General features: G+C 41.4%; 13 protein-coding genes. All 13 read left to right on the top strand.

All coding sequences use genetic code 11. From position 1 onward, the window contains the following. The first annotated feature begins 3 nt into the window (after positions 1 to 3). The 13 genes from NSQ36_RS11580 to NSQ36_RS11520 all read left to right on the top strand — a co-directional run bounded on the left by NSQ36_RS11580 (position 4) and on the right by NSQ36_RS11520 (position 12,210). On the top strand, positions 4 to 963 hold the full coding sequence (locus NSQ36_RS11580) for a PhoH family protein (protein WP_044139415.1): 960 nt from the start codon (positions 4 to 6) through the stop codon (positions 961 to 963). 138 nt (positions 964 to 1,101) lie between these two features. Beyond that, positions 1,102 to 3,189, top strand: a complete 2,088-nt coding sequence (locus NSQ36_RS11575; protein WP_189286497.1) for an HD family phosphohydrolase — start codon at positions 1,102 to 1,104, stop codon at positions 3,187 to 3,189. Next, positions 3,190 to 3,669, top strand: coding sequence for an rRNA maturation RNase YbeY (gene ybeY, locus NSQ36_RS11570; protein ID WP_012010615.1), 480 nt, complete (start codon positions 3,190 to 3,192; stop codon positions 3,667 to 3,669). Beyond that, positions 3,647 to 4,033: a diacylglycerol kinase family protein gene (locus NSQ36_RS11565; protein WP_226803673.1), complete on the top strand. Its 387-nt coding sequence runs from the start codon at positions 3,647 to 3,649 to the stop codon at positions 4,031 to 4,033. The genes ybeY and NSQ36_RS11565 overlap by 23 nt, the downstream gene beginning before the upstream one ends. Positions 4,034 to 4,146: 113 nt before the next feature. Further along, the gene (locus NSQ36_RS11560; protein WP_003217296.1) at positions 4,147 to 4,545 is read left to right on the top strand and encodes a cytidine deaminase; all 399 of its coding nucleotides are present in this window, start codon (positions 4,147 to 4,149) and stop codon (positions 4,543 to 4,545) included. Further along, positions 4,538 to 5,443 (top strand): GTPase Era, encoded by a 906-nt coding sequence (era, locus tag NSQ36_RS11555; RefSeq protein ID WP_003217394.1) that lies wholly within the window; start codon positions 4,538 to 4,540, stop codon positions 5,441 to 5,443. The genes NSQ36_RS11560 and era overlap by 8 nt, the downstream gene beginning before the upstream one ends. A gap of 148 nt (positions 5,444 to 5,591) precedes the next feature. Further along, positions 5,592 to 5,735, top strand: a complete 144-nt coding sequence (locus NSQ36_RS11550) for a YqzL family protein (protein WP_003217288.1) — start codon at positions 5,592 to 5,594, stop codon at positions 5,733 to 5,735. A gap of 35 nt (positions 5,736 to 5,770) precedes the next feature. Next, on the top strand, positions 5,771 to 6,541 hold the full coding sequence (gene recO, locus NSQ36_RS11545; RefSeq protein ID WP_113387154.1) for a DNA repair protein RecO: 771 nt from the start codon (positions 5,771 to 5,773) through the stop codon (positions 6,539 to 6,541). A gap of 329 nt (positions 6,542 to 6,870) precedes the next feature. Further along, a complete protein-coding gene (gene glyQ / locus NSQ36_RS11540; protein ID WP_003217487.1) occupies positions 6,871 to 7,758 on the top strand; it encodes a glycine--tRNA ligase subunit alpha in 888 nt (295 codons plus the stop codon). Continuing rightward, complete coding sequence (glyS, locus tag NSQ36_RS11535) at positions 7,751 to 9,796, top strand: glycine--tRNA ligase subunit beta (protein ID WP_137054962.1); 2,046 nt, start codon at positions 7,751 to 7,753, stop codon at positions 9,794 to 9,796. Before glyQ ends, glyS begins: the two co-directional genes overlap by 8 nt. Before the next feature lie 166 nt (positions 9,797 to 9,962). Continuing rightward, the gene (locus tag NSQ36_RS11530) at positions 9,963 to 10,601 is read left to right on the top strand and encodes a helix-turn-helix transcriptional regulator (RefSeq protein ID WP_034620854.1); all 639 of its coding nucleotides are present in this window, start codon (positions 9,963 to 9,965) and stop codon (positions 10,599 to 10,601) included. Between the two features lie 25 nt (positions 10,602 to 10,626). Then, positions 10,627 to 11,448, top strand: coding sequence for a pyruvate, water dikinase regulatory protein (locus NSQ36_RS11525; protein WP_008342399.1), 822 nt, complete (start codon positions 10,627 to 10,629; stop codon positions 11,446 to 11,448). A gap of 261 nt (positions 11,449 to 11,709) precedes the next feature. Then, positions 11,710 to 12,210, top strand: a complete 501-nt coding sequence (locus NSQ36_RS11520) for a YaiI/YqxD family protein (protein ID WP_003217513.1) — start codon at positions 11,710 to 11,712, stop codon at positions 12,208 to 12,210. Positions 12,211 to 12,230: the final 20 nt, after the last annotated feature.

The raw sequence follows: 12,230 nt of genomic DNA, 5'->3' as shown, positions 1-12,230 counted from the left end.
AGAATGACAGAACATTTACTTGAAATTCAACAAAAATTAGATAGCCCAAACGAAGCCATTGCTTTATTTGGAAATCAAGATGCTTATCTGAAACTGATGGAAAACGAGCTGAATGTCTCCATTATTACGCGCGGAGAAAAGGTGTATGTTTCTGGTCAGGAAGCATCAAGAGAAACAGCGAGCCGTCTGATTACATCTCTCTTACATCTCATCCAAAAAGGAATTGAGATTTCTGAACGGGATGTCGTCTATGCCATTAAAATGGCGCAAAAAGACAAGCTCAATTATTTTGAAAATATGTATGAAGATGAAATTACGAAAAATGCAAAAGGGAAGTCAATCAGGGTAAAAACCATTGGCCAGCGGGAATATGCTGCGGCGATGAAAAAAGATGACCTGGTCTTTGGAATTGGACCAGCTGGTACAGGGAAGACGTATTTGGCAGTCGTCAACGCCGTTCATGCACTGAAAAATGGACATGTGAAACGGATTATCCTGACAAGACCAGCTGTTGAAGCAGGAGAAAGTCTTGGCTTTTTACCAGGTGATCTAAAGGAAAAAGTAGATCCTTATTTAAGACCACTATATGATGCCTTGCATGATGTGCTTGGCAGTGATCATACGGAACGTTTAATCGAGCGCGGTGTGATTGAAATAGCGCCTCTTGCCTATATGAGAGGACGGACACTCGATGATGCATTTGTTATTTTAGATGAAGCGCAGAATACAACGCCTGCCCAAATGAAAATGTTTTTGACGAGACTTGGGTTTGGCTCTAAAATGGTCATTACAGGAGATATTACACAGATTGACCTACCGAAGGGCATGCAGTCTGGCCTTGCAGCTGCAAAGGACATGCTTGCAGAGATCAAGGGCATCTCATTTATTGAGCTAGACCAGACAGATGTGGTCAGACACCCGCTTGTGGCAAAGATCATCGGAGCATACGAAAAGCAAAAATGACCTTAGTGACCCGATCGTCTTCATCGGGTCATTTTGTTTCGATCGTGGTTTAAAGTAAAAAAGGAGGTACTTTCCTTGAGAAAGAATCAGAAAGACAGTAAGCGCAAAAGACTGCTGTCTAAAAAAGAACCTCAGAAAATGGAGCGCTCACGTTATTTAAATGTTTTGCTATACGCTGGTTTAGCAGCCATTCTATTCGTGGTGCTCTTCTTCCATGTAAAGCCTGAATCGCTCGACTTAGATTTATTTTCAGTGAGCGAACAGACCATCTATTCTCCATCAACCGTCGATGATCAAGAAGCGACAGAAGAAAAGAAGCAAGAAGCAACAGATCAAGTAGAGGATCAATATACACTCAAAAAAGCGTATTCTGACAATCGTGTTGACCTCATCTCCTCCCTTTTCGAAGCCATTAAAGAAGAGAAGAAAGCAGCTGATGAAAAAGAAAATCCGCCATCAGATACAGAAATGGTCAAGCGTGTCAAAGAAAAACTCACATCAGATATGCAGGAGGCTGTTTCAGACCAATCCATCAAAGCACTGCTTCAGGCAAGTGACGAAAATCTCTCTTTTACTAAGGATTCCATCATCACAGTGGTGAATTCACTGATGAGTAAAGAAATCACAGCAGCGAAATTACAAGATGAGAAAAAACAAGTGAAAACAGAGCTTGAAAATAACTCAATTCCATCCAAATACTTAAATGCGGCGAAAGAAATCGGTGAATTTGCGATCATTCCAAACTATGTATTTGATCCAGTGGCGACAGAGAAGAAAAGGCAAGAAGCCGCTGATAATATTCAGCCGGTTCAAATTAAGCAAGGGCAAATCTTAGTCGAAGAAGGAGAACTTATCGACCGAGAAGTGTATCGTAAATTAGAACTGACAGGGCTCTTAAATAGCTCCAATTTGATTAAACCTGTAAGCGGTCTTATGATCTTGATTGGTCTATTCTTAGCAGCGATTATTCATTCACTTGAATCGAGGAAAAAATCGCTTGTTCATAAGAATAAGTCGTTGCTTCTCTACTCGCTCATTTTCACCATTATTTTAGTTATCATGGAAGTATTCAGTCTCTTCCAGGAAACGAAGTATACGACGATAGGTTATGTGGTGCCAGTGGCACTTGGCACGATGCTGATCAAGCTGCTTATCAATGAGCGGCTAGCGATCTTCTCTGGCCTTGTATTTGCTCTTTGCGGCAGTATGATGTTTAATCAAGGAGTAACCGGCGTCTTTAACTATGTGATCTGCGCTTATTACCTTGTGAGCGGGATGGCGGGCATTTTATTTTTGAGAAAGCATAATGCACGTTCAAAAATATTGCAGGCAGGGCTTTCGGTCGCTTTGGTGAATGTCCTTGTGGTTCTATCCATTACGCTGATTCAAAACTCCTCACCATCAGGACTTGAAATCGGTGTGAACCTTATGATGGCGATTGTGTCAGGGTTTGCATCATCTATTTTAGTCATTGGGCTAATGCCTGTGTTTGAGAGTATGTTCGGCATTCTTTCAACAATGAAGCTGATTGAACTATCAAACCCAAACCATCCGCTGCTTAAAAAGATTTTAACAGAGACACCAGGTACATATCATCATAGTGTCATGGTGGCAAATTTAGCGGATGCTGCATGTGAAGCAGTCGGAGCAAACGGTCTTTTAGCAAGGGTCGGCGCTTATTATCACGACATTGGGAAAACGAAAAGACCGCAATACTTTATCGAAAACCAAATGAATATTGATAATCCGCACGACAAGCTTTCTCCTCAGCTAAGTAAAAATATCATTATTGCCCATACGACAGATGGAGCTGATATGCTGAGAGAAAAGAAGTTTCCTGAAGAGCTTGTCGATATTGCCGAACAGCATCACGGGAAGTCGCTGTTAAAGTTCTTTTACTATAAGGCAAAAGAGCGTGATGATCAGGTGACAGAAGAAGAATTCCGTTATCCTGGGCCAAAACCGCAATCAAAAGAAGCGGCGATTATTTCTGTAGCGGACAGCGTGGAAGCGGCGGTACGATCGATGCATAATCCAAATCCAGAGCGGATCGAAAAGCTCGTCAAAGGCATTATTTCCGATAAAATGCAGGATGGGCAATTTAGCGAATGTGATCTGACATTTAAAGAGTTAAATATTATTAGTCAAACGATTTGTACAACATTAAAGGGGATTTTCCATTCTCGGATTGAATATCCAGATGCCCCAAAGCAGAAGGTGAAGTAAATGACATTGTTAATCGATTTAATAGATGAAACAGGACAAGTATCAAAAGAGCAGCTTGAAGAAGTGGAAAAGCTTCTTCAGTTCGCTGCTGATGCCCTTGAGGTCAAAGATCAAGCGGAGGTATCAGTGACGATCGTTTCGAATGAAGAGATTCATCAAATTAATAAAGAATACCGCGGAAAAGACGCACCAACGGATGTGATCTCCTTTGCACTCGAAGAAGAAGGAGAAGGGGAAATTGAAATCATTGGTGCTGATGATATTCCGCCTGTACTCGGTGACATCATCATTAGTGTGGACCGTACGAAAGAGCAGGCAGAGGAATATGGACATTCCTTTATGAGAGAGCTTGGATTTCTCACCATTCATGGGTTCCTGCATTTGCTCGGGTTTGATCATATGACAGAGGAAGATGAAAAAGAAATGTTCGCCAAACAGACAAAGATCTTGGATGATTATGGCCTTTCAAGATCTTCGTAAGAAAAGAAGGCCGCTTGCCCGTTTTTTTCGGAGCTTTTATTATGCATTTAGAGGAATATGGCGAACTTTCTTGAATGAACGGAATTTTCGATTTCATACAGTCGCAGCCATCATCGTGGTGATCTGCGGCTTTTGGTTTCACATTGAACCATTCGAATGGATGATCGTTTTGCTTTTATGCGGGGGGATGTTTGCCCTTGAACTTGTCAATACAGCCATTGAACATACAGTGGACCTTATGACAGAAGAGAGGCACCCGCTTGCTGAGAAAGCGAAAGACGCCGCAGCAGGCGCTGTTTGCGTTTACGCCGCGATTTCGGTTATGATTGGGTTGATGATCTTCATACCGAAGATCATGCAATAGAACAATATTACTATTTATTAACATTTTTAGAAATGGGCGTGAAAATGTCACGTGAATTATGTAAAATATAAATGTGACAGTGGGTCCATTTCTTCTGAAAGTGGGAACTAGGAATGAACAAACAAGAGTTGATTTCAGAAGCAGTTAAAGCAAGAGATTTTGCATATGTACCCTATTCAAAATTCAAAGTCGGTGCAGCATTGTTGTCGAACGATGGAAAAGTGTATGGCGGCTGCAACATTGAAAATGCAGCATATGGTATGTGTAATTGTGCGGAAAGAACAGCACTTTTTAAAGCCTATTCAGAAGGCATCACATCGTTTCAAATGCTAGCGGTAGTGGCTGATACAGACCGGCCTGTTTCGCCGTGCGGCGCATGCAGACAGGTTATTTCAGAGCTATGTGCACCTGACATGCCAGTGATTCTAACGAACTTAAAAGGACAAATATACGAAACAACAGTAAACGAACTATTGCCAGGCGCATTTTCACCGGAGGATTTAAATGACTAACGAAAGCTTCAAATCAGGATTTGTATCCATTATTGGAAGACCAAATGTAGGAAAATCAACCTTTCTTAATCGTGTGATTGGACAAAAGATCGCCATCATGAGTGATAAGCCCCAAACGACACGAAACAAAGTGCAAGGTGTCTTAACAACAAACACGTCACAAACGATCTTTATCGATACACCAGGGATTCATAAACCTAAGCATAAGCTTGGTGATTTTATGATGAAAGTAGCTACAAATACACTGAAGGAAGTCGACCTGATCTTGTTTATGATCAATGCAAAGGAAGGCTATGGCAAGGGTGATGAATTCATCATTGAACGACTCAAGCAAACATCTACACCGGTATTCCTAGTCGTCAATAAAATCGACCAAATTCACCCAGATGAGCTGTTCCTTTTAATTGATGAATACCGCACACGTTATCCATTTAAGGAAATTGTGCCAATTTCAGCTCTAGAAGGAAACAACATTGACACGCTTCTTCAGCAGGTTGAAGGTTATCTTCCCGAGGGCCCGCAATTTTATCCAGCAGATCAAGTAACAGATCATCCAGAGAGGTTTATTATTTCTGAATTAATTCGTGAAAAAGTGCTGCATTTAACAAGAGAAGAGATCCCGCACAGCATTGCAGTGGCGATCGAATCCATTAAGCCAGATGAAAATGGCAAGATCCATGTGGCGGCGACCATTGTCGTAGAACGTGATTCACAAAAAGGGATTGTTATTGGGAAACGAGGCAGCTTATTAAAAGAAGTGGGACAAAAAGCGCGCAGAGATATTGAAGCACTTCTCGGTTCAAAAGTGTATCTGGAGCTTTGGGTAAAGGTTCAGAAGGACTGGCGTAATAAATCCACTCACCTTCGTGACTTCGGATTTAGAGACGACGAATATTAAAAAATTGCTGCTGTTGTCATAAAATCTGACAATGGTGCGGTTCGATTAGTAAAAATTGTTTATCATGAAATGGAGGTAGCCTGGTCAAGATATAATTAATATGTTGGATGTAGCGTTGCTGCTTCTAATAAAGAAAGGTGGGGTTTTTATGTTGAATTTTACATGGAACGTATTTTCACAAACAGGAAGCGTTGACACGTATCTGCTTTTCAAAGAGTTAGAAAAGGAGAACCTGGAAAGACCCGATGTACTTGAAGAAGAGATAGCACGATTTGATTTTCCAATCTTATAATTCTTGACCCCCTCCAATGCTCGGAGTGTAGACAAATGCTCATTAAAAGTGAAGGAATCGTCCTTAGAACAACAGATTATGGCGAAACAAACAAAATTGTCACGCTGCTCACTAGAGAACATGGGAAAATTGGTGTGATGGCAAGAGGCGCAAAAAAATCAAACAGCCGCCTGTCAGCCATAAGCCAGCCGTTTTTATACGGAACCTTCCTGATCCAATCATCAACAGGACTTGGAACGCTCCAGCAAGGCGAAATGATTGAAAGTATGCGAACCATTCGGGAGGATTTATTTTTGACCGCATATGCCGCATATATGACAGAGTTACTCGATAAAGGTACAGAAGAAAAAAAGCCAAACCCTTATTTGTTTGAGCTCCTGCTTCAATCTTTGCGTCATCTGAATGAAGGCACAGATGCTGATATTATCTTATTTATCGTAGAGGTCAAAATGTTATCAGTGATGGGAATGAAGCCCGAACTGGATCAATGTGTCCACTGTGGTCAAAAAGAAGGGCAGTTTCATTTCTCGATTAGAGACAACGGCTTTATTTGCCAAAATTGCTTTTCTAAAGATCCGTATAAAATGCCCTTATCTCCAGCAGCTGCAAGGCTGCTCCGTTTATTTCATTATTTTGATTTATCAAGGCTCGGTCAGGTTGATGTGAAACCGCAGACGAAACAAGAAATTCGTCAAGTGCTCGATCACTACTATGAAGAGTATTCAGGCCTTTATTTGAAATCAAAAAAATTCATGAATCAGATGGAATCCATGAAAAAGCTCATGGGCGGGGAAAACAAAAGTTGACATCTTCCATAACTTTTTGTAAGATCATCTAAGATAAAATATGTTGCATTGACAGAAAGAAGTACTTGCGCAAAATCCATAAAAGCGACCTTAGGGCGGTGTGAGCTAAGGATGGAGGCGTAACGAAAGGCATTCTTGAGCAACGTAAAACAAAGCGGCTGGATGCTACGATACCAGCAAATAGGGTGGAACCGCGGGAAAAACTCTCGTCCCTATGTTTGCAAGGAGCCTTGCGAGCATAGAGACGGGAGTTTTTGTGTTCTTTTGCGGGGTTCTAGACCCACCCGCCATACATAGCGGATGGTGTAGAAAAGATGGAGGTGCGATCATTGAATATCCAAGACATGATTTTGACGCTGCAAAAGCATTGGTCAAATGAAGGCTGCGTATTAATGCAGGCGTATGACACAGAAAAAGGTGCCGGAACGATGAGTCCATACACGTTCCTGCGAAGCATTGGTCCAGAGCCATGGAAGGTAGCGTATGTAGAGCCTTCAAGACGCCCGGCTGATGGCAGATATGGAGAAAACCCAAATAGATTGTATCAGCATCATCAATTCCAAGTAATCATTAAGCCGTCACCTGACAATATTCAAGAACTGTATCTTGAATCTTTGAAAGCGCTTGGTATTGACCCGCTGAAACATGATATTCGTTTTGTAGAAGACAACTGGGAAAACCCATCTCTTGGCTGTGCAGGGCTAGGCTGGGAAGTATGGCTTGATGGGATGGAAATCACCCAATTCACGTATTTCCAGCAAGTCGGCGGCTTAGAATGTAAGCCCGTTTCCGTTGAAATCACATACGGTATTGAACGTCTTGCTTCCTACATCCAAGACAAAGAAAATGTCTTCGATCTTGAATGGACTGACGGATTCACGGTGAGAGATTTATTCTTAATGGCTGAATATGAGCATTCTGTTTATACATTTGAAACATCTAATACTGATATGCTGTTTGATTTATTTACAACCTATGAGAAAGAAGCGCATAGCCAAATGGACAAAGGGCTTGTTCACCCGGCATACGATTATGTGCTCAAATGCTCTCATACGTTTAACCTGCTCGATGCAAAGGGCGCAATTTCTGTTACTGAGCGAACTGGTTATATCGGAAGAGTGCGCCAGTTAGCAAGAAAAGTAGCCAAAACATATTATGAAGAACGAGAAAAATTGGGATTCCCTATGCTAAAAGAGGAGGCGGCTTCTCATGAATAAACAAGATGTATTACTCGAAATCGGCTTAGAAGAGATGCCGGCTCGTTTCATGCCAGAAAGCACAAAGCAGCTAGGCGAGAAAGTAAAAGTGTGGTTTGAAGAGCAAAACATTTCATTTGAAGATGTTGCTCTATTTAACTCACCAAGACGTCTTGCTGTACTTGTGAAAGGTGTCGCAGAAAAACAAGAAGACATCAAAGAAGAAGCAAAAGGTCCGGCTAAAAAGATCGCACAAGATGCGGAAGGCAATTGGACAAAAGCAGCGGAAGGCTTTGCCCGCGGACAAGGTGCTTCAACAGATGATCTCTATTTTAAAGAGATCAAAGGAGTAGATTATGTCCATGTCCAGAAGTTTCAAGAAGGAAAGCAAGTCAAAGACCTTCTGCCAGCATTAGGTGAGATCGCCGCTTCATTAAGTTTTCCAAAGAACATGAGATGGGGAAGCAAAGATTTACGCTACATCCGTCCGATTAAATGGATTGTTTGTTTATTTGGAGAGGAGATTGTACCTGCTCACATTGCTGGGGTGAAAAGCGGTCGCGAGACAAGAGGACACCGTTTCCTTGGTAAGGCAGCCACCATCGACTCGCCTGCTTCTTATGAGCAAACATTGCGCGATCAATTTGTCATTGCAGATTCAGATAAAAGAAAACAATCCATTACCGAGCAGCTAAATGCTCTATCTTCAGAAAAAGGCTGGGTGATACCTGTTGATCCTGAGCTTCTAGAAGAGGTCAACAATCTTGTAGAATACCCAACGGTACTATCTGGTTCCTTTGAAGAAGAATTCCTTGCATTGCCGGAAGAAGTATTGGTAACGACAATGAAAGAGCATCAGCGCTATTTCCCTGTGAAAAATGAGCAAGGTGAATTATTGCCTCACTTTATTACGGTGAGAAATGGAAACAGTGAGGCGCTTGAAAATGTCGCAAGAGGGAACGAAAAAGTACTTCGTGCACGTTTATCAGATGCTGCCTTCTTCTATAAAGAAGACGAAAAACTAGTCATTGAAGACAATATTAAAAAGCTTGATAAGGTTGTATTCCATGAGAAACTTGGCACAATTGGCGACAAGCTCAAGAGAGTGACAGACATTGCGACGCGTCTAGCAGCGCATGTCGGTGCAAATGACGAAACGACAGAGCGTGTGGCAAGAGCCGCAAGTATTTCGAAATTTGATCTTGTGACTCAAATGGTCTATGAATTCCCAGAATTACAAGGAATCATGGGCGAGAAATATGCAAAAGCACTTGGTGAACATGAAGAAGTGGCAAAGAGCATCAATGAGCACTATATGCCGCGCTTTGCCGGTGATGAGGCGCCTTCCACTTTAATTGGTGCGATTGTGGCAGTAGCCGATAAGCTGGATTCTATTTGTTCCTTCTTCTCAATTGATGTCATTCCAACGGGCTCTCAAGATCCTTATGGACTAAGAAGACAAGCGAGCGGTATCGTTCAAATTCTGCTTGATCGTCATTGGAACATTTCATTCAAAGAGCTTTTGGCACTTGCTCAAGTAGAAGCAGCACATGAAACGGCTCTCATTGAATTTTTAACACACCGTTTAAAATATGTCCTCCAAGCAGAGCATATCCGTCATGATGTTGTCGATGCAGTACTGGATGTTGAAAATATTGAACCTTATGCAGTCGTGAAAAAAGCAGCTGTTCTTGAAGAGAGCGTGAAACAAGAAAGCTTCAAAGAAACAGCAGAAGCATTAGGACGCGTCATTTCAATCAGTAAAAAAGGGGAAGACGCAGAGATTCAGCCTGAGCTGTTTGAAAATGAGCATGAGCAAAAGCTATATGAGGCGTATCAGCAAGTAGAGACAGCTGTCAATGAACATGTAGCAGCAGGGCAATACAGCGCAGCACTTGAGGCGCTTGATACGTTAAAAACACCGATTGTTCATTATTTCGATCACACAATGGTTCATGCAGATGATGAAAAGCTGAAGCGAAATCGTTTGGCACAAATGGTCAAACTAGCAAAAGTCATTCAATCATTTGCGAATATGAACAATTTAATAGTAAAATAAATACCTAAGAACGGTTGCCTTTTTTGAAGGGCAATCGTTTTTTACTCATTTAATTCACGGTTTTTGAGTGGATTTTTGTTTCATTCGGACAAAGATGCGCTATAATATGATGAGTTATGAAAATGATATACATAAAGTAAAGATTCGCTCTCTCTATTTAAAGGTGGTGAGTACAATCGAGTTAAATAAACGGCAAGAGCAGATTTTACAGATTGTCAAAGAGAATGGTCCGATCACTGGAGAGCATATCGCCGATCGGCTGAACTTAACTAGGGCGACCCTCAGACCGGATTTAGCCATATTAACGATGTCAGGCTTTTTAGAAGCAAGACCAAGGGTCGGCTACTTTTTCACAGGAAAAACAGGTACGCAGCTTCTAGCAGATAAGTTGAAAAAACTTCAAGTGAAAGATTTTCAATCCATTCCAGTGGTGATACATGAGAATGTTTCAGTTTATGATGCGATTTGTACGATGTTTTTAGAAGATGTGGGCACATTATTCGTTGTGGACGATCACTCTATTTTAACAGGCGTGTTGTCAAGGAAAGACCTCCTTCGCGCAAGTATTGGAAAACAGGAGCTTCCATCGATCCCTGTCCATATCATTATGACAAGAATGCCGAACATCACCGTTTGCCGCAAGGAAGATTTCATTATGGGTGTGGCGAAGCACTTGATTGAAAAGCAGATAGACGCACTTCCTGTTATAAAAGATACGGATAAAGGCTTTGAAGTGGTCGGCAGAATTACAAAAACAAACATGACGAAAATACTTGTTAACTTATCGGAGAATGAAATAATCTAATTACAGAAGACTGCGAGGGGATGTTATGAGTAATCGCGTAATTTTTGTGGTATCAGATTCAGTAGGAGAAACGGCAGAGCTCGTAGTCAAAGCGGCACTTAGCCAATTTGATGGCGGCTCATCAGACCATTCAAATATCAGAAGAATCCCGTATGTAGAGGATGTCGGTACGATTAAAGAAGTCATTTCACTGGCGAAAGCAGATAACGGAATCGTCTGCTTTACTCTTGTTGTGCCAGAAATGCGCCAATTCTTAATTGAAGAGGCAGAAGCAAACGGAGTCGTTTATTATGACATCATCGGACCACTGATCGATAAAATGGAGACTGCTTATGGAAATGAAGCGAAACATGAGCCGGGGCGTGTACGTCAATTAGATGAGGACTATTTTAAAAAGGTTGAAGCCATTGAGTTCGCAGTGAAGTATGATGACGGCAGAGACCCAAGAGGCATTCTAAAGGCTGATATTGTGCTCATCGGTGTATCACGCACATCTAAGACACCACTATCTCAATACTTGGCGCATAAACGGCTGAAGGTAGCAAACGTTCCAATTGTTCCTGAAGTAGATCCGCCAGAGGAGTTATTTTCAGTTGATCCAAAGAAATGCATCGGTCTGAAAATCAGTCCAGACAAACTAAATCATATTCGTAAAGAGCGTTTGAAATCTCTAGGTTTAAATGATCGCGCGATTTATGCGAACATTGAACGGATTAAAGAAGAGCTAGAGTATTTTGAAAAAGTGGTGGACCGCATTAACTGTCAAGTCGTTGATGTATCGAATAAAGCAGTTGAAGAAACGGCAAATGTCATTCATCAAATGCTGACCAAAAGAGGTTCCGAATAAACTCAGGATGCTCCTCCTGGGTTTTTCCTATGGTGGGAAACGGGTAAACAAAAACAATGGCATATTTGCTGCATTTGTATTATAATAAAAAATTGTGATAAAATGATTGATTTTAGGTTTAAGTTAAGTCAAGAACGAATAAACTAATATTGGCAGAAGTCAAGTGATTCTGAACATAACTTTTCGACAAAATGAGTTTTACTGTTGTTTGCTATATGGGGGAAAAGTATGGTCTTTTTGCTTCTCTAAAGCAGGAATAAGGTGGAGGGATGGAGAATTAGTCACCTGAATGAACATAAACAAGAGAGGACGATTTATGTCGATGCAGATGCTTGTCCTGTAAAAGACGAAATCCTTTCTGTCGCATCTCAATTTCAAGTACCTGTGACGTTCATTGCTTCATATGAGCATTTTCAAACCAAAAGATCTCCACTTGAAGATTGGCGGTTTGTAGATACACATAAGGAAGCAGCGGATTTAGTCATTGCGAACTCAGCTTCAGCGCATGATATTGTCGTCACCCAAGACATTGGTCTTGCCTCCTTACTGCTTCCAAGACAGGTCATTGTACTGTCTGAAAGAGGACGGATGTACACAAACGAAACAATTGATTTTGATTTGGAACGCAGACATGTTTCCAGTAAACAGCGAAGAAAAGGTGTATATGGAAAAGGTCCCAAAAAGCTTTTAGAAGAGGATAAAAAGCGATTTATTACGCAACTACAAAAAATCCTGTCGAATCATGAAGGATTTTTGAATTAAAAGGCGAATAATGTACGACG

This window comes from Bacillus sp. FSL W8-1143 (assembly GCF_037965155.1).
Taxonomy (GTDB): Bacteria; Bacillota; Bacilli; order Bacillales; family Bacillaceae; genus Bacillus; species Bacillus pumilus.
The sequence above is the reverse complement of the archived record's forward strand: the minus strand, read 5'-3'. Positions and strand labels throughout refer to the sequence as shown.

Coding starts and splice junctions, on each gene's coding strand:
- NSQ36_RS11575 (WP_189286497.1), top strand. CDS start 1,102: ATGGAGCGCTCACGTTATTTAAATGTTTTGCTATACGCTGGTTTAGCA.
- ybeY (WP_012010615.1), top strand. CDS start 3,190: ATGACATTGTTAATCGATTTAATAGATGAAACAGGACAAGTATCAAAA.
- NSQ36_RS11550 (WP_003217288.1), top strand. CDS start 5,592: ATGTTGAATTTTACATGGAACGTATTTTCACAAACAGGAAGCGTTGAC.
- glyS (WP_137054962.1), top strand. CDS start 7,751: ATGAATAAACAAGATGTATTACTCGAAATCGGCTTAGAAGAGATGCCG.
- NSQ36_RS11525 (WP_008342399.1), top strand. CDS start 10,627: ATGAGTAATCGCGTAATTTTTGTGGTATCAGATTCAGTAGGAGAAACG.
- era (WP_003217394.1), top strand. CDS start 4,538: ATGACTAACGAAAGCTTCAAATCAGGATTTGTATCCATTATTGGAAGA.
- NSQ36_RS11565 (WP_226803673.1), top strand. CDS start 3,647: ATGGCCTTTCAAGATCTTCGTAAGAAAAGAAGGCCGCTTGCCCGTTTT.
- recO (WP_113387154.1), top strand. CDS start 5,771: ATGCTCATTAAAAGTGAAGGAATCGTCCTTAGAACAACAGATTATGGC.
- NSQ36_RS11560 (WP_003217296.1), top strand. CDS start 4,147: ATGAACAAACAAGAGTTGATTTCAGAAGCAGTTAAAGCAAGAGATTTT.
- NSQ36_RS11580 (WP_044139415.1), top strand. CDS start 4: ATGACAGAACATTTACTTGAAATTCAACAAAAATTAGATAGCCCAAAC.